At 69.6% G+C, this 17,348-nt stretch carries 15 protein-coding genes; 9 read left to right on the plus strand and 6 right to left on the minus strand.

The features are described 5' to 3' along the window. The first annotated feature begins 28 nt into the window (after positions 1-28). Complete coding sequence (locus tag ACIRG9_RS21645; RefSeq protein ID WP_402858604.1) at positions 29-484, plus strand: pyridoxamine 5'-phosphate oxidase family protein; 456 nt, start codon at positions 29-31, stop codon at positions 482-484. 73 nt (positions 485-557) lie between these two features. On the opposite strand, the gene ACIRG9_RS21650 is transcribed toward ACIRG9_RS21645, so the two are convergent. From ACIRG9_RS21650 to ACIRG9_RS21665, 4 genes are all read right to left on the minus strand, one after another. Then, the gene (locus ACIRG9_RS21650) at positions 558-869 is read right to left on the minus strand and encodes a hypothetical protein (RefSeq protein ID WP_402858607.1); all 312 of its coding nucleotides are present in this window, start codon (positions 867-869) and stop codon (positions 558-560) included. Then, the gene (locus ACIRG9_RS21655; protein ID WP_402858609.1) at positions 856-1,302 is read right to left on the minus strand and encodes a MerR family transcriptional regulator; all 447 of its coding nucleotides are present in this window, start codon (positions 1,300-1,302) and stop codon (positions 856-858) included. The genes ACIRG9_RS21650 and ACIRG9_RS21655 overlap by 14 nt, the downstream gene beginning before the upstream one ends. Further along, positions 1,299-1,649 (minus strand): hypothetical protein, encoded by a 351-nt coding sequence (locus ACIRG9_RS21660; RefSeq protein ID WP_402858612.1) that lies wholly within the window; start codon positions 1,647-1,649, stop codon positions 1,299-1,301. Before ACIRG9_RS21660 ends, ACIRG9_RS21655 begins: the two co-directional genes overlap by 4 nt. A 403-nt stretch (positions 1,650-2,052) precedes the next feature. Then, a complete protein-coding gene (locus ACIRG9_RS21665) occupies positions 2,053-2,583 on the minus strand; it encodes a GNAT family N-acetyltransferase (protein ID WP_402858615.1) in 531 nt (176 codons plus the stop codon). Positions 2,584-2,790: 207 nt separating this feature from the next. On the opposite strand from ACIRG9_RS21665, the gene ACIRG9_RS21670 reads away from it, so the two are divergent. From ACIRG9_RS21670 to ACIRG9_RS21680, 3 genes are all read left to right on the plus strand, one after another. After that, on the plus strand, positions 2,791-3,600 hold the full coding sequence (locus ACIRG9_RS21670; RefSeq protein WP_402858618.1) for an ABC transporter ATP-binding protein: 810 nt from the start codon (positions 2,791-2,793) through the stop codon (positions 3,598-3,600). Next, positions 3,585-5,507, plus strand: coding sequence for a hypothetical protein (locus ACIRG9_RS21675; protein ID WP_402858621.1), 1,923 nt, complete (start codon positions 3,585-3,587; stop codon positions 5,505-5,507). Before ACIRG9_RS21670 ends, ACIRG9_RS21675 begins: the two co-directional genes overlap by 16 nt. A 313-nt stretch (positions 5,508-5,820) precedes the next feature. Next, positions 5,821-6,903: a polysaccharide deacetylase family protein gene (locus tag ACIRG9_RS21680; protein ID WP_402858624.1), complete on the plus strand. Its 1,083-nt coding sequence runs from the start codon at positions 5,821-5,823 to the stop codon at positions 6,901-6,903. A gap of 209 nt (positions 6,904-7,112) precedes the next feature. Here ACIRG9_RS21680 and ACIRG9_RS21685 read toward each other — a convergent pair whose 3' ends face one another. Both ACIRG9_RS21685 and ACIRG9_RS21690 read right to left on the minus strand, forming a co-directional pair. After that, positions 7,113-10,409, minus strand: coding sequence for an endo-1,4-beta-xylanase (locus ACIRG9_RS21685; RefSeq protein ID WP_402858627.1), 3,297 nt, complete (start codon positions 10,407-10,409; stop codon positions 7,113-7,115). 335 nt (positions 10,410-10,744) lie between these two features. Further along, entirely contained in the window at positions 10,745-10,969 is a 225-nt protein-coding gene (locus ACIRG9_RS21690; RefSeq protein WP_402858630.1) for a PLDc N-terminal domain-containing protein, read from the minus strand. A 202-nt stretch (positions 10,970-11,171) separates the two neighbouring features. Here ACIRG9_RS21690 and ACIRG9_RS21695 point away from each other — a divergent pair, with 202 nt between their 5' ends. The 5 genes from ACIRG9_RS21695 (at position 11,172) to ACIRG9_RS21715 (ending at position 17,301) form a co-directional block, all read left to right on the plus strand. Next, complete coding sequence (locus tag ACIRG9_RS21695; protein ID WP_402858633.1) at positions 11,172-12,587, plus strand: MFS transporter; 1,416 nt, start codon at positions 11,172-11,174, stop codon at positions 12,585-12,587. Between the two features lie 183 nt (positions 12,588-12,770). Beyond that, on the plus strand, positions 12,771-14,333 hold the full coding sequence (locus ACIRG9_RS21700) for a family 10 glycosylhydrolase (RefSeq protein ID WP_402858636.1): 1,563 nt from the start codon (positions 12,771-12,773) through the stop codon (positions 14,331-14,333). An 80-nt stretch (positions 14,334-14,413) separates the two neighbouring features. Continuing rightward, on the plus strand, positions 14,414-14,623 hold the full coding sequence (locus ACIRG9_RS21705) for a hypothetical protein (protein WP_402858639.1): 210 nt from the start codon (positions 14,414-14,416) through the stop codon (positions 14,621-14,623). Between the two features lie 10 nt (positions 14,624-14,633). After that, complete coding sequence (locus tag ACIRG9_RS21710; protein ID WP_402858642.1) at positions 14,634-15,119, plus strand: hypothetical protein; 486 nt, start codon at positions 14,634-14,636, stop codon at positions 15,117-15,119. Beyond that, on the plus strand, positions 15,106-17,301 hold the full coding sequence (locus tag ACIRG9_RS21715; RefSeq protein WP_402858645.1) for a bifunctional polysaccharide deacetylase/glycosyltransferase family 2 protein: 2,196 nt from the start codon (positions 15,106-15,108) through the stop codon (positions 17,299-17,301). Before ACIRG9_RS21710 ends, ACIRG9_RS21715 begins: the two co-directional genes overlap by 14 nt. Positions 17,302-17,348: the final 47 nt, after the last annotated feature.

Below are 17,348 nucleotides of genomic sequence, written 5' to 3' on the forward strand. Positions count from 1 at the left end.
CGCGCCCTGATGCTGCGATCCTGGTGGTATGACCGCATGGCAGGACGTCGAACGGGCAGAGCCGGAGTTCGCGCAGCGCGTGCGTGTGCTGTTTGAGGCTCGTAGGCACAAGACCATTGCCACCGTACGAGCCGACGGGTCGCCGCGGATCTCGGGGATCGAGGCGGTATTCGAGGACGGTGAACTCGTTTTCGGGTCGATGCCGAACGCTCGCAAGGGTGCGGATCTGCGTCGTGATCCGCGGTTCGCCCTGCACAGTGCCACGGTCGACCCGGTCGAGGGCTCCGAGGCGCAGTGGCCGGGCGAGGCGAAGATCTCAGGCCGGGCGATAGCTGCCGGACCGATCACCGAAGGGCCGGACGGCGACCGCTTCCACGCCGACATCACCGAGGTCGTGCACACCCACCTCAACGCTGAGGCCACGATGCTCGTCGTCGAGTGGTGGACGCCCGCGCGAGGGCTGCGAAGGGTCGAGCGCGAGTGACATCGTCCGACAGGCCGAGATCCGGTTGGTCCCGGCCGTCAACTTCCGGCCAGGACGAGGGAACGCGCGAGGATCACGACGAGGACCTCACCGGGGTTTCCTCCGGCGTCCGCCGCGTCGGCGGTTCGGCGCAGGCGCAGTCCCCACCGGCACACCCGGTGCGATGCCGGCGGACCCGCCGGCCCGCCCACCACCATGCGGCGCCGGCCGCGGCGGCCAAACCGACCGTGATGGCGGGCATCGCCCGGGTGGCGGCGGCCCAGCCGGCACCACCGACGAGCCCGGCTGCCAGCAGCAGCGGCAGTAGACAGCATGCCGCGCACGCGACGCCGGCCAGCCCGGTCAACCCGGACGGCAACAACCGGCGTCCATCAACCCTCGACACGATCAGCCACCTTCTCGGTAAGTCCCACGAACGGTAACGGGCAACATGGGCTGTCCGCGCAGGCGACCAGGTCGTCGCAACCAGCGGCGATCGCCGCGTGCAGTGTCTCCCGGATCACCGACAAGTCGGCGATCTTCTGTTCCACCTCGACCAGCTTGGCCTGCGCGCGGGCCTGCAGTCCCGGCTCCGGCCGCCGGCCATGCCGGTGAACACTCACGTTCAACAGTTCGGCGACCTCGTCCAGGGTGAAGCCGAGCCGCTGCGCCGTTTTGATCACCCGCAGGATCGTGACCGTCTCCGGCGGGTAGAGCCGGTGCCCGCCCAACGTCCGCTCCGGCTCGGCCACCAGACCCCGCCGCTCGTAGTAGCGCAGCGTCTGCTGATTCACCCCGGCCGCCTCGGCCACCTGCCCCGACCGCAGCCCCGAACTCACGACCGGCCACCGGACACGGCTCGGGCGACGAGCGCGTCGAGCACATCGACGTGCCCAGCAGGCACCGCCACCTCCAGCGCGAGCCGCCCACCATTGGTGATCAAGCTAAAGGTGAAGAACGAGCAGCAACGGTTCTCCCGCACCATCAGGTCCGCCGCCCGTCCTGCCACCGCTGGCTCGGCACGTAACTCCAGCCGCACCCGCAGCCGGTCAACCCGTTCCATCCCGACCACGGCCGAGGCCCACAGTTCACCGAACTCGGCCAGTCGCAGTGGCTGCTCCGCCGTCGGCAACGTGCACGCCTGCGGCACCCACGACCCCTCAACCAGGTTCTTTGTTTCGGTCACCCTACGACGGTAACCCTGTACCCAGGTACAGGATGCAACCGTGATCAACCAGCGGGGTCATTCGTTCGCGGGGGAGAGGAGCAGTTGGTAGCGGCTGACGAAGGTCAGCGGCCCGGTGTCGAGGCGCTGCCCCGGGGCCCCGCCGACCGACGCGTCGCCGCAGTGGCCGAAGCCAGCGGCCTCGTAACAAGCGCGGAGGCGTGCGTTGGACGCGACGCAGTCGAGGCGGACGGCGTTGTGGCCGTGCGCCGTACCTCGTCGACGTCGGAGGCGGTGGCGAGCCGGGGTTCCATGACCGGTGGCCGGGCGGACATGGACGCATTATGAGACGTCAGTTGGCCGCCGTTCACCGCGGCATTGTCCCCATCGATCGACGGTGGGCGTTCTGAACGCCATGACGCGGTCAGGCGGTGGTCTGGCGGAAGCCTTCGTACCCCATGATGTAGAGCTTCTTGGACGGATCGAGGACGTAGGGCACCACCTTGCCGGTTTCGACGAACCCGATTCGCCGGTAGAAGGCCTGGGCGCGTCTGTTGTCCTCATGCACGCCCAGGGTGAGCCATGCGGCGTCGGTGTTGTCGCGTGCCCACCTGATCGCCGCCTCCATCAGCCGGGTCGCCGGCCCAGCTGGCTGACCGCGGTGTGCGGACGCCACGTAGACGCCGTGGATGTTCGCGTGGCCCGGGATCCTGTCCATGGGAGCGGAGCTCGCCATCCCCACCCAGCGGCCGTCTTCGGTGGCGGCGACAAACGTCGCCGACGTCGGCGAGGTCGAGTTCGATGCGGTCTGCTGCCGCCAGACCTCGTCGGTGAGCGCGGCGGCGTCAGCGTAGGTGGTGCCGAAGGCGGTCGGTGAATCCCGCAGCGCCTCCAGGCGTAGGGCACGCAGCTGACGCCACTCCCGCGAATCGGTCCTGCGGATGACATACGACACGTGCCTTTTCCCCCGTTGATGTCTGAGGTTCCCCGGGATCCGGACTCCGGGTGACGCCGCGACCCGGTGCAGCGTAGTCGGCGCGACGGACCGTTCGGGGATGACGTGTCGGATTCCGCGCTGACGTAGGGCACAGCGAGGCCAACGGTGAGCGCCGTCTCGGGGCAGACTGTTGCCTGCCGTATCGAACGTCCCACGGGAGTTGGCATGGAACCAGAGACCGTACCGGGTGCCGTGGCGAAACCGTCCGGGGCGGACGGCCCGGCGCCGGCGCTGCGGCTGACCGGCCTGCACAAGGCGTTCGGCGCGAACGTCGCGGTCAACCACGTCGATCTGACCGTGCCGCAGGGATCGTTCTTCGGCCTGGTCGGTCCGAACGGTGCCGGCAAGACCACGGCGCTGTCCATGGCGGTCGGCCTGCTGCGCCCCGACGAGGGCCGTTCCGAGGTGTTCGGCGTGGACGTCCGGGACGACCTGGTGCGGGCGCGGACACTGATGGGCGTCCTGCCTGACGGGCTGGCGATGCCCGAACGGCTCACCGGCCGGGAGCTTCTCACCTTCATCGGGCAGCTGCGCGGAATCGAGCCGGCCGTGCTCACCGAGCGCATCCAGGAGCTGCTCGACGTGATGGAGCTTAACGACGCCGAGACCACCCTCGTGGTGGACTATTCGACCGGCATGCGCAAGAAGATCGGCCTGGCCACCGCGTTGCTGCACGGACCGCGACTGCTGGTGCTGGACGAGCCGTTCGAGGCGGTCGACCCGGTCTCCGCGGCCGCGCTCAAGTCGATCCTCGTGCGGTTCGTCGAGTCGGGCGGCTCGGTGGTGCTGTCCAGCCACGTCATGGCCCTGGTCGAGCAGCTGTGCGACACGGTCGCCATCATGGCCAAGGGCCGGGTCGTCGCGGCCGGGCCGCTGGCCGAGGTCCGCGGCGAGCAGACGTTGGAGCAGACGTTCGTCCGGCTGGTTGGCGGCGACGAGCACGCCGGGAGGGGGCTGTCGTGGTTGGCGTCCTGATCCGGATGAAGTTGGCGACCATCCGGAACTCGATGACCGGCGGCAAGGCCGCCTGGATGGTCACCGGCGGCGTCTTCGGGCTGCTGTTCGCCGCCGCCACGATCTGGCTGACGTTCGTCGACATCGCGAGGCCGGGGGTGCTGGGCGATCTGCTCGCCTGCGTCTGGGTGATGTGGATGCTGGGCTGGGTGGTCGGCCCGCTGTGGGGCGCCTCGGCCGTGCTGCGCGCCGACCATTTCGCGCTGCTCCCGGTGCCGCGCCGCAAACTCGCGGTCGGGCTGCTCGGCGCCGCCTTCGCCGGCATCACCACGGCGGTCACCGCTCTCGCCTTCCTCAGCCTGATCACGTACGCGGCGCACCTGGGCGTGGTGCCGGCCCTGATCGCCGTGCCGGCCGCCGCCGGGGAACTCGTGTTCGTGGTGCTGCTGTCGCGCGTCGCGTACGCCCTCTTCGGTTTTGTCGCCACCTCCCGGACCGGCGCCGCGATCACCGGCCTGCTGTTGGCCGCCATGATCGTCCTCTCCCAGTCCGGCTGGATGCTCGTCGTGGGAATCATGTACTCGGACGTGCTCTCCACCGGCTTCTCGTCCGCGTTCTCCGCCACGCTGCGGTGGATTCCGTCGAGCTGGGGCGTGGTCGCCGTCGACGCCGCCGACCACGGCGACTGGCTGCTGGTCCTCGGCGCGCTCGCCGGCCTGGCCGCGCTCATCGGCGTGCTCCTGCTGACCTGGGCGGCCACCCTCGGCACACCACGCCGCTACCAGGTCACCATCCACGGCACCAGCCACGGCCCCGTGCCGACCGGCGGCCTCTTCGCCGGCCCGACCGGAGCGGTCTTCCGGAAGGAGCTGCGTACCTGGTGGCGTGACCCGCTGCGGACCACCACGGCCACCGTGCCGATCGTCTGGGCGCTGCTCACCGCGCTGCTGCCACTCACCTTTGACGCGAAGGCGTTGCTGCCGTGGGCGGGCCCGGCCGTCGCCGTGTTCGCCATCACCTCGGCCTGCAACCTGTACAGCCAGGACGGCACCGCACTCTGGCAGACCATCACGACCGGCACCCAACATGCGGACGTACGCGGCCGGCAGTGGGCCTACCTGGCCGTGTTCGGCCCGATCTCGATCGCCCTCAGCGTCGGCTTCACCATCTGGAGCGGCTACACCTGGGCCTGGCCGTGGGTCGCGGCCACCGTGCCGGCGCTGCTCGGCGGCGGCGCCGGCCTGATCATCTACGCCTCGGTGGCCGGGATGGTGCCCGGCCCTGACGCACACAAGCGTCCCGTCAACCCGCTCGAGCGCGCCAATACCACCGGGCAGTCCAACGTGCTGTTCTGGCTCGGGCTGATCCCGGCCGCCCCGGCGCTCACCACTGTGATCCTCGGCCACCTGTTCGACCTGCCCGTGCTGTTGTGGGCCGGCGGACCGATCAGCCTGGCGACCGGCATCGCGCTCGCCTGGTGGCTGGGCTCTCTGGCGAGCAAGCGGCTCACCGCCAAGGGCGCCGAGATGCTGCACGCCATGCGTACCGGCCGGAACACGGCAGCGGGCCGGGCGGCGGCGTCGGGCGGCACCAGGATCGAGGTGTCCAAGCGGGACGCGACGATCGGTCTCCTCTACTGGGTTCTCGGCCCGATCCTGCTGTTCCCTCAGGGCCTGCTGCCGCTCGTGTTCATCCTCACTCGCACCGACGTGAAGTCCTGGTTCCTGGCGATGTACGTGCCGCGCGGGTGGGGGCTCCCGGTTGCCGGCGTCAGCATCCTGATCGGCATCTTCCTGTGCGCCCAGGCCATCCTGATCACCTTCCGCAACAAGGGCATCCGGGCGCAGCGCGAGGCCGCCGCGGCCCGCGAGCGCGACGACGCTGCCGGCGGTGATCCGGCACCACACCAGGAGCTCGAATCCGTGTGACGAGCAGACATCCGGGTGGGATCTCCACTTGGGCCGCCGGCGAGCTGGGCCGACCGATCGGCAAACGCCGCCCGCCACGACGTGACGACCGAAACTTTCGCTGGCTATCGGTGGCGCAGCCCACCCGGCAAGGCGGCTGTACGCAGTGACTCTTGCGTGTCCGGCCCGGATGTGTCGCTGACTCGTTCGTGGAACTTTCCGGAAAGCGATTCGACATGTTTCAATGGACGCCTCCCTGCCGTGTCGCTTCCTGCGGGTACCACCCGACCGTTCCGCCGGTAGGGCAGCGACCGGCCAACCCCGAGGAGAGGCAATGCCTACTACCCGTCCTACCAGCCGGCGCGTCCTGGCCAGCGCCTTGGCGCTCGCCGCCTCGGCGGTCGGCGCCGTCGCGACGATCACGGTCACCGCTCCGGCCCAGGCCGCCACCTGCAACGGCTACGTCGGCCTTACCTTCGACGACGGCCCCACCCCCGGCAACACCCAGAACCTGCTCAACGCGCTGCGGTCCGCCGGCCTGCGGGCCACCTTCTTCGACGAGGGCACCAACGCCCAGTCCAACCCGTCCCTGGTCCAGGCCACGGTTGCCGCCGGAATGTGGATCGGGAACCACTCCTGGGACCACCCGCACATGACCCAGCTCAGCACCGCCCAGATGACCAGCCAGATCGGCAACACGCAGCAGGTGCTCCAGCAGAGCACGGGTACCGCGCCGAAGCTGTTCCGGCCGCCGTACGGCGAGACCAACGCCACCCTGAAGTCGGTGGAGGCGCAGTACGGCCTCACTGAGATCATCTGGGACGTCGACTCGCAGGACTGGAACGGTGCCAGTGTGTCGGCCATCGTGCAGGCCAACGCCCGCCTCACCAACGGCCAGATCATCCTCATGCACGACTGGCCGGCCAACACCGTCGCCGCCATCCCACAGATCGCGGCCGGTCTCGCCAGCCGTAACCTGTGCGCCGGCATGATCTCGCCGACCACCGGGCGGGCCGTCGCCCCGACCGGGACCAACCCGTCGCCCACCGTGACGCCGAGCCAGCCCCCGACGGGCAGCCCGACCACCAACCCGCCGGGCGGTTCGGGCTGCCGGGTCACGTCGGCGGTCAGCGCGTGGAACAACGGCCTGACGAACAACATCACCATCACCAACACCGGCAGCGCGGCGGTCACCAACTGGCGGCTGACCTTCACCCTGCCCAGTGGCCAGACCATCACCTCGGGCTGGAACGCCAACTACAGCCCGACCAGCGGCCAGGTGACCGCGACCGGTGTCGGGTACAACAACACGATCGATCCGAACGGGTCGACCGCGATCGGATATCAGGCGACGCACACCGGCAACAGTTCCGCGCCGACCGGGTTCACCCTCAACGGGGTGGCCTGCTCGAGCTGACGACCTGACGGAACCCGCGGGCCGGCGCACGCAAGTGCGCCGGCCCGCGTACGTCGCAATGGCATCCGGTGAGGCCCTTGTCCCCAGCAATGGCTGCCGGGCGTCGAACACGCCGATGGCGGCCACCGCCGGTATTCGACGGTGGCCGCCATCGGGAGGAGCATCACCGGCTCGGCCGCGCAGGGCCTCGTCGGCGTCGTTGCCGGGTGTTACAGGTTGGCGCAGTACCCGATGCTGACGGTGCTGGCACCCGGTGCCAGGGTGCGGTTCCAGTCCACGCCGCTGATCCGGTAGCTACCGTCTGCCAGGCGTTCCCGCTTGAAGTTCCACGCGTCGTAGATGTTGCCCTCGAGGTCGACGACAGCGGTCCATTCGACGGGCTTGTTGCCGGTGTTGGTGGCGGTGATGGTGGAGCAGTAGCCGCCGCCGCTGTCGGAGTTCCAGCGGGCGATCCGGGTCAGGGTGACGTCCACGTTGGAACCGGCCACCAGGCGGCCCACTCCCCACCGGGCCGTGCTCTGGTAGCCCACGCCCTCCTGCTCGGCCCAGTTGCGGATCGCGGTACGAGCGCCGTTCGACGCGTCGTTGACCTGGAAGTCCAGGCCGTGGAACGTGTCGAGGCCGCCGTATTCGAGCAGGCTGATCGCCGCCTCGACGGTGTAGCCCGTCGCGGTACGCACGACCGCGCTGTCCAGCCGGCCCGCCTGGAACGCCTCGTCGCCGGTGCCGAACGACACCACGTTGTCGGCGCTGATCCGGATCTGGGTGTCGTCGTAGCGGTAGGCGCCGTTCTTGGCGTTGCCCGCGTCGACGTAGATCTCGACCGAGTCCTGGGTCCACGGGTCGGAACCGGAGACGTCCACCGTCGGGTCGGTGACCTCGGCCAGCACGTAGAGCGTCTGGCCCCGCCAGAGGGTACGGACCTTCGCGGTCGCGCCGTCGGTGCCGGAGACCTTCTTGGCCGTGGTCACCGCTCCCGCGCGGGCCCAGGCGGCGTCCACCGTGCCGTCGATGACGGGCGCGGTGGCGGCCTCGCGCACCTCCAGGTACGACAGCTCCTCCACCAGGGTGAGGGTGCCGACCGCTCCCGGGGTGTTCCAGCCGGACGTGGTGCCGTTGTCGCTGACCCGTACGTCCAGGGCGAGCGTGTCGCCCTGGGCGGCGGCCAGCGGCAGGCGGGCGACCAGGTGGTAGCCGCCGTCGCGCTTGGCCACCACGGCCGGCACGTCACCGCTGCCGTCGCGGGAGACCTGGTACGTCTTGCCGCCCAGGACGAAGGTGACCCGGTCGTCGTTGGAGACCGTGGTGTCGTTGACCGTGACGTACGCCGTCAGGTGGTCCGGTGCCCAGCGCAGCTGGAACCGCGCCTTGTCCTCCACCGGGTGCAGCGGCAGCTTGCGCCAGGTCAGATCCTTTGGGGCGTCGGCGGTGAGGGCGACGTCACCGGCGAAGACGTTGGCGGTACGCAGCCGGGCCGGCAGTTCGCCATCCACCGCCCCGTGGTAGGCGGGCTTCGCCCGCAGGTTGTCGTCGAACAGCAGCGGCGCGCCACTGCTGTTCCGCCAGGAGCGGCCGTCGGTGAGGCCCCAGACGGTGACCGACAGCAGGTCGTCGCTGTGTGCCCGGAAGATCCGGAAGGCGTCCCGGTAGTAGTAACCCTGCTCGATCAGGTTCGCCTGGGTGACCGGGGTGCCCGTGGTGACGTCGAATTCGGTGACGGCCTGCGTCACCGGCAGGTCCTTGAACGCCTGCAGCGCGGCCTCCAGGCTGCTGACCGGCGTGGCCAGCGAGACGTGGAACTGGTGGCCCACCCCGTCGACCGGCACGCCGCGCGCGAGCAACCGCTGCACGAGCGCCCGGTAGCGGGCCTGCTTGCCGCTCTGTTCGGTGTTGTAGTCGTTGATGAACAGGGCGACCGGATGGCTGTTCCCGGCGGCGTAGACGTCGTTGAACGCCTCGTTCGCGTACTGGAACGTCAGGTCGATGAAACTTTCGCCGAGGATCCGGTACCACTCGCTGCGGCGCAGGCCGTCGGCGTACTCACCACTGTCGCTGACCACCTCGTTGACCGCGTCGAACGCGTACAGCGGGTTGGTGGGGGAGCCGAACGGTCCGTACCGCTCGCTCAGCGACTTGGCGATGTTGAAGACGTGGGTCCGCAGCCGCTCGCGCAGCAGCTGCTGGTCGGCCGTTGACGTGGTCAGTTGCCGCCCGGACGAGTCCTGGAAGAACCAGGCCGGGGTCTGGCTGTGCCAGACCAGCACGTGGCCGTAGACGTGCAGGTCGTTGTCCCGGGCGAAGTCCATCAGGGCCAGCGCCTGGTCGTTCGGGTGGAAGTTGCGCTCGCTGTCGTACCAGGCCTCGGGCTTCATGTGGTTTTCCGGCGTGATCTGGTTGAAGTGCCGGGTCAGCAACTCGGCGGCCCCGCCGACCGTCTCCCGGCTGTCGATCGCCACGCCGACCGAGAAGTCGGTGGTCTCGTGGATGCCGGTGAGGTCCTCGACGGCCGGGGGCTTGGGCGCCCGGACGACGATGTCATCGACGAGGAAGTCACTGGTGTTGCCGGCCACGTCCGCACCCTGCCAGCGGGTCTCGAAGTAGAGGAACGCGCTGTCCGCGGCCGGCATGGTGAAGCGGGCGGTCACCTGCGTCCACCCGGTGTTGGTGACCGTCTCGAACCGGGCGATGGTGCTGAAGGACTGGCTGCCGCCGGTCGTGCTGGCCAGGCTGAGCCAGACATGGTCGGTCGGTTGGCCTTCGGCGAACCGCAGCCAGGCGTCGAACTCGTAGGTCACGCCCTCTTCGAGCAGGCCGGTCACGTCGCGGCCGAGGCCGGCGCCCTGGTTGACCCGGTCGGTGACCAGCGCCGCGGACGTGCCTGCGTGCGCGACGTCGGTGAGCGTGACCCTCGGGGCACCCGGGCCGCCGTCGCGCGGGCCCCAGCCGTCCAGCCCGTTCTCGAAGTCGGTGTCGATGACATTGGTGCCCGGCTCCGGCCCGCCGCCGCCGTCCGGTGCGGTGATCAGGACGTCGTCGAGCAGGAACGGGGTGTCGCCGTCCGCCTCCGCGTAGAGGGTGGCGGAGCTGAGCCCTGCGGGCAGCGTGTAGTCGCCGCCGATCCGCACCCAGCTGTCGGCGCTGGTGGGGACGCTGCCGCCGATCCAGGTGTAGGTGTTGTCACCGCCGCTGGCCGGGGTCGCCTCGACGGTGAAGTGCACGCCGGCGGTGCCCTCGGTGCCGGCCGGAAGCTTCACCCAGGCGCTGACCGAGTACGGCGTACCTGGCTTGAACAGTGCGGTCGCGCTCGTCGCCGGCCCCTGCCAGTTGGCCGTGCGGCCGGTGATCGACAGGCTGTGGCCGCTCTCGTGGCCCTCGTCGCCGATGGCGAGGGTCACCGAACCGCGCGGTCCCCACGGAGCGTACGAGCCGGACTCGAAGTCGTTGGAGAGGACGGTCTGCGCGGCGGCGGCCGGGGCGGGTGCGACGGCGATGGCCGCGACGAGCACGGTCGAACAGAGTGCGGCGAGGGTTTGCGATCGGCGTCGTGATCGACGGGACAGGTTCCAGAGGCGCATCGGTGGTCCCTTTACGCGATTTCGATGGCGGTGGGGTGTGCCTGGCATCGGCTTTCCTGACCGGATCCAAGCGCGTGCATGTTATGACGGGCCCACCACCGTGGCCAGAACTTCCGGAAGTTCTCGAAAAATCGGCGAGCGCACGACGGCCGCAGGTCAGGGGGATCATGGCGTGACGGGGGTTGACATCCGTCTGTCGGGTGGGGGATGCATCCTCGCGATGCGCTTCAGGGCGCGCGGCTAGGCGCCTTTGACGACCGATGCGGTCACCGTGTGCTGGGCCCTCGACCCCAGGCGAGATAGGCCACCGGACCGACGGGCTGGACGAAGATGGCCAACCACCAGAGGGGCTTTGGACCGCGTACCAGATCGGCTGGCCGTCGGGCGAGGTCAGCCGCCGCGGCGGCGGTGAGGGTCAGCTCGACCGACGCCAGGGCGATGATCACGCCGCGCCGCTGCCGGGAGAGGTCCTGCCACTTCTGCTTGGCCATGGTTGGTTCTTCCCTTCCGCCCGGCGGTAGCCTCTGGGTCGATCCTCACGCTCGGCGGGGTCCGGCGCCAACAGGTTCCAGAACCGTAACGAGCAAGGACCTGTCAATCACGGTCGAAACGAAGGCCGGGTTTAGGCAGGTGAGCCGGGGGTAAGGCGCCGAGGTGCGCCAGGGGCCGCTCGCGAAGAGTTATCCGGGAGCCGTGGCCCTCGTCGTCTGTTCCCTGGTCCCGTACCTGGTCCTGACGGTGGCCGTCCTTCTGCTCGGAGAGCTCATCTCCACGGGCCTGGGCATCTCCCGCCCCACGCTGCAGCTGACCGTGAGCCTTTCCGCCGGAGCGTATGCCGTCGGTACTCTGCTGGCCGCCCAGTTCGCCATGCACTTCCCGCCACGACGACTGCTCGTCGGTTATGAGGTCTGTTTCTTCGTCGCGTCCCTGCTCGCTGCCGGGGCCCCGAACGCGCCGGTGTTCATCACGGCCTTCATCGCACAGGGGCTGTTGACCAGCCTGATGCTGATCGCCGCGTTGCCTCCGCTGGTCACGTCGTGGCCGGCGACCAAGATACCGATCAGCGCCGGCATCTTGAACCTGTGCATCTTCGGTGCCGTGGCCGTCGGCCCGACTGTCGGCGGACTGCAGGCCGCCGCGGGTAGCTGGCGGATGTTGTTCTGGGGCGTCGCAGCGGTGTCCGGCTTGGCGCTCCTGTTCTCCGTGCTGACCTTCAGCGACACCCCGCCCCAGGACCCCGGCGCGCCCTGGGACATCGTTGCGCTGGTTCTGGGCGTCACCGGCTGCGGCGCGGCCTTCTATGGAGCGGGTGTACTGCAACCCGGGACGAGCGTCGGCGCGCGCTCGCTGGTTCCCCTCATCGTCGGAGTCGCCCTGATCGCGTTCCTGGTCGCCTACGAGTACCGGCTGCCCCACCCGCTCGTACCGGTCAAGGCGCTCACCACCTCGGTGCCCCTGGCAGGGCTCTTCGCCGCGCTCACCACCAGTGCCGCCGCGTTCGGTGCCATGGAGCTGCTCCTGGTGGTGCTGCGTACCGCCAGCACACCCATCACCACTGCTCTCATCTTCCTCCCCGAGTTCGTCGCCGCCATCGCTGTCGCCGTGCTGTTCGCGGCACTGTTCCGTACCCGGTTGACGCCGTTGCTGACCGCGGGCGGGCTGGTGATGGTAGTGGCGTCCGCGGCGCTGCTGGTGGTCGCACTCCCGGCGATCGGTCCCGCCCTCGCGGCGGCCACCGGCCTGATCGGGCTGGGCGTGGCTGCGGCGGTCTCGCCGGCCCTCTTCCTGGTGGGCCTGTCCCTGCCGGCGAGATTGCTGCAGCGGGTGTTCGCCCTGGTCGAGTTGCTGCGGGCCGTGACCGCTTTCCTGACCGCTCCGATCCTTGTATTCCTCGCCGGAATCCTGGGCAGAGACCAGACGTCCGGCACTCGTGGTGCGCTCTGGATCTGTCTCGGCATCGCCGCCGTGGGGCTCGCCGGAGCATCCGCGCTGTACCTGTCGGGCCGTCCCCGCCTGGAGGCGCCGGACCTGGAACGCTGGCAGGGCCGTGGGGAACCCGCGTGGGAGTCCCCGCCCCTGCTCAGTGCCCTGCCACGCAAGCGGCGGTAGGCGCGGTCGCCATGCCCGCTCAGGCGGCCGGCGACGGATGTGCGAACTCCCTCGGGGCGTGGCCGACCTGCCTCAGGGGAGGCCAGACCCCTTGCCCGCCGAGCGTGCTGTAGCTAATCTCCATGGTTCCTGCCCGTCTTGCAGATTTTTTTAGGCAGCTCGACGATGGAGGGTGCATTGACATTGACAAAACGAACGCTGGCAGTCCTCACTGTCGCCGTCCTGGCGCTGGGCCTGGGTACCCCGGCGAATGCGGAACCGGAAACGGTGACGCCCCAGCAGTGGCGCAGCTACTGGGTCGACGGGTTCAACGAGGGCATCTACAACCCCGCACAGGTCACCAATCTCGTCGAGGACGCCAAGAAGATCAACGCCAATGCGCTGATCGTCCAGGTTGGTCGGCGCTATGACTGCTTCTGCAATCGAGCGCTCTACCCGCGTACCGACGCGGCGATCGCGCCACTGCCCTACGACCCGCTCGACGAAATGATCACGCAGGGCCACGCGGCGGGCCTCGAGGTACACGCCTGGGTCAACGTCAACACCATGTGGAACTCGGCCACCCGGCCTTCCTCACCCGAGCATGTCTTCAACAAGCACGGGCAGTCCGCCACGGGATCCGACCGCTGGCTCAACAAACGCCACGACGGCCAGGAACTCGTCGGCGCCAACGCATTCATGGATCCGGCCAACCCGGGTGCGGTCAACTACATCGTCTCGGGGATCCAGAGCATCGTGCGGCAGTACGACGTCGACGGCATCAACCTCGACTACGTGCGCTACCCCGACTACAGCTCCACCACCACGCACAGCGACTGGGGTTACAGCGAGACCTCGCTGGCCCGGTTCCGCGCCGTCACCGGCCGCACCGACACACCCCTGCCCGCCGATCCACAGTTCTCCGACTGGCGGCGCGCGCAGATGACCAACCTGGTCCGCAAGATCTACCTCGGCATGTGGGAGGTGGACCGGCAGGCACGCCTGTCCATGGACGGCATCACCTACAGCTTCGGCCCGCAGACCATGGGCGGTTGGGAGAAGACCCGGCCGTACACCGAGGTGCTGCAGGACTGGAAGGGCTGGATGGCCGAGGGAATCATGGACACGGTCGTGGCCATGAACTACAAGCGCAACTGGATGCCCGACCAGAAGCAGATGTACGACGAGTGGACAGAGGTGCTCGCCGACTGGCAGGGCGAGCGGCAGGCGGTGATCGGCCCGGCCCTCTACCTCAACGACATCTCCGACAGCGTCGAGCAGGTCCGCCTGGCGCTCGCCTCGACCGCCTCGGGCAACTCCGCCGCGGGTTGGAGCGGCTATTCCTACGCCAACCCGACCCAGGCCGGCGTCAACCAGTCGCCGTCCGTCCGCAGTGCCGAGCGGGACCGGCTGGCCCAGGCGTTGACCACCGGGCCGGACGCCCCGTTTGCGAACAAGGCGGCCGTGCCGGTGATGCCGTGGAAGGCGAGCCCCACCGAGGGGCACATCTCCGGCCGCGTGACGCTGCGTACGGGCACGCCGCTCGATCAGGTCAGGGTCACCCTGCGGCCGCTGACCGCCAATGGTGCGCCGATCACCCGGCTCGCCGACGGCGACGGATGGTTCGGCTTCGTGCACCTGCGTCCCGGGGTGTATCAGGTTCAGGTCGACCTGCCCAACGGCGTCGTCGGCCAGCCGATCGCGGTTGCCAAGGTCCGCGCCGGCGCGGTTTCCAAGGTGGACCTGACCAACCTCGTGCAACATTAGCCAGGTGCGTTCCCGCCCATCCGAGAATGGATGGGCGGGCCGCATCCTCCGGCTGCACCCAGCCGGTCACCCAGGAGTGCTTGGCGGAGCAGACCCGCCGGCGGCTGTTTCCGGCCAGTGCCTTGCCGCCTGAGCAGCCGTTCGACAACGGGCGGTGGGAGGCGGTCTCGGTGGAGCCCGGCGTGCCGGACCCGCCGGAAACCGTGCCGGAACCGGAGGCACAAGCCAGTATCGAAGGCCGTCGTAGCCGAACCGTACCGGGCGCGAAAGCGAATTATTCCCGCAACTAGACTCCGGCGGGTGGACGAAACCGCCGTCATTCCCCCCGTACCCGAACCGCCCCCGGTCTTCGTCGACCCGAGCGGACGGCGGCGGCGGTGGCTACGCCGCCTCGCGTACGGCTTCGGCGCGCTCGGTGTCGGCTACACGGTGGCGGTGGGGGTGAGCTTCGCCGGCGGTCCGGCGCGTCCCGAGACCATCGTGCCGTTCGTCGAACCCACTGTGAGCCCGACCTGGCAGCCGCCCCCCACCCTGGCACCCGACTCGTCACCCACCACCCGCACCTCGGCGAAGCCTTCGTCCCGGCCCACCCCGCTTCGTACCGGCACGTCAACGGCCGGCACCAGCGCGACACCCCGTAACTCCGCGTCGCCCAAGGCAACCGCGTCCCGCCCGTCCACCCAGGCCACCACCCCCACGCCGCGGACCACGTCGCCGAAGCCCAAGCCGGGGACGTCAGCGCCCAAGTCGCCGGGCCCGACCGGGTACGGGCATGTCGGTGAGTAACCGCAGTGGCGCGCGGCCGGGCGCGCAGCCCCGCCATCCCCGCCGGGCCTACCGGCGCATCGTGCCGCGCCCCAGTTGGACGGTCCTCGCGATGGTGCTCGTGCTCCTCGGGGGACTGCTCTTCGTCGAGGCGTACGCCAACGCCGCCTTCGTACCCGATCACAAGGCCACCTCGGGAGGCCAGAACAGGGTGCCCGCCGAGGTACTCGCCGGCGGGCCCATCCTCAACGTCGGCGCCGACGGGCGCACCCAGTCACACCGCCTGCCGCCCCGCACCCTGGCACTGACCTTCGACGACGGGCCGGATCCGCGCTGGACACCGGAGGTGCTCCGCGTGCTGGACCGGCACCAGGTGAAGGGGACCTTCTTCGTCCTGGGCACCCAGGTCGTCCGGCATCCCGAGTTGGCCAGCAAGATGGTGGCGGCCGGCCACGAGCTCGGCGTGCACACCTTCACCCACGCCAACCTCGCCGACCTGCCCGCCTGGCAACGCCAACTGGAGTACGAGCAGACCCAGATGGCGATCGCCAGTGCCACCGGCATCCGGACCTCCCTGCTGCGCTTCCCGTACTCGTCAGAGGCGGACGCCTACACGGACGTGGACTGGCCGTTGCTGCGGCAGGCCGGTGAACTGGGCTACCTCACGGTGGTCAACGACGTCGACAGCAGGGACTGGGCGAAACCCAGCATCGAGACGATGATCGCGAACGCCACACCGTCGGGCTACGCGGGAGCTGTCGCGCTGTGGCACGACGCCGGCGGTGACCGCTCGGGCACGATCGCCGCCCTCGACCGGTACATCCCCCTGATGAAGGCGCGCGGTTACCGCTTCACCACCCTGACCGAGGGGCTGAACCTCACGCTGGCCGACGCGGGCGTCGTGGTGGCGGGGCACACCCCGGCGGTGTCCGGCGAGCAGTGGCGCGGTGACGTGCTGGCGCTCGCGGTGCGCGGTGCCGATGCCATGTTCAGCGTCTTCGGTGTGCTCTTCGTGATCGTCGGGGTGCTCACCCTCGGACGTACCGCCCTGCTGTTCGTGCTTGCCCTGCGGCACGCACGCCGGCGCCGGCGTCACGACTGGTCGTGGGGTCCGCCGGTGACCGAACCGGTCTCGGTGGTCGTCCCGGCGTACAACGAGAAGGAGGGCATCGCCGCGGCGGTGCGGTCCCTGGCGGGCGGTGACCATCCGGGCGGAATCGAGGTCATCGTGGTCGACGACGGATCCACCGACGGCACCGCCGACATCGCCGAGGCCCTCCGGCTGCCGAACGTACGGGTGGTTCGCAAGCCGAACGGCGGCAAGCCGAGTGCGTTGAACACGGGTGTCGCGTTGGCCCGGTTCAATCTGATCGTCATGGTGGACGGGGACACCATCTTCGAGCCCGACTCGGTCCGGCGACTGGTCCAACCGTTCGCCGACCCGCGCGTGGGTGCCGTGGCCGGCAACGTCAAGGTGGGCAACCGCGGCAGCCTGATCGCCAAGTGGCAGCACATCGAGTACGTCATCGGCTTCAACCTGGATCGCCGTCTGTACGAGACGCTGCGGTGCATGCCCACCGTTCCGGGCGCGATTGGCGCGTTCCGCCGGCAGGCGCTCAACCAGGTCGGCGGAATGACCGACGAGACGCTGGCCGAGGACACCGACATCACCATGGCGCTGGGCCGGGCCGGCTGGCACGTGGTGTACGAGGAGACGGCCCGCGCGTGGACCGAGGCGCCGACCACCGTCGGACAACTGTGGAAGCAGCGGTACCGCTGGAGCTACGGCACCATCCAGGCGATGTGGAAACACCGGCGCTCGGTCCTCGACCAGGGCACCTCGGGACGGTTCAGCCGACGCTGCCTGGCCTTCCTGGCGGTGTACGGGGTCCTGCTGCCGCTCAGCGCGCCGGTGATCGACCTGCTCGCCGTCTACGGCCTCGTCTTCCTCGACCGGACGGAGACCGTGCTGGCCTGGCTGGCGATGCTCGGCCTGCAGTTCGTCACCGCGATCACGGCGTTCCGACTGGACCGGGAGAAACTCGGAGTGCTCTGGGCGCTTCCGCTGCAGCAGTTCGCCTACCGGCAACTGATGTATCTGGTGCTGCTCCAGTCGGTGATCACCGCGTTGACCGGTGGACGGCTGGGCTGGCAGAAGCTGCGCCGGACCGGGCTCGCGCCGCCGGCACCCAGCCGGCCGTAGCTGGCGCCCGTCCTATGGTGGTCCCGGGCCTGCCCGGGCTGGTGACG

The organism is Micromonospora sp. NPDC093277 (assembly GCF_044765245.1).
Taxonomy (GTDB): domain Bacteria; phylum Actinomycetota; class Actinomycetes; order Mycobacteriales; family Micromonosporaceae; genus Micromonospora.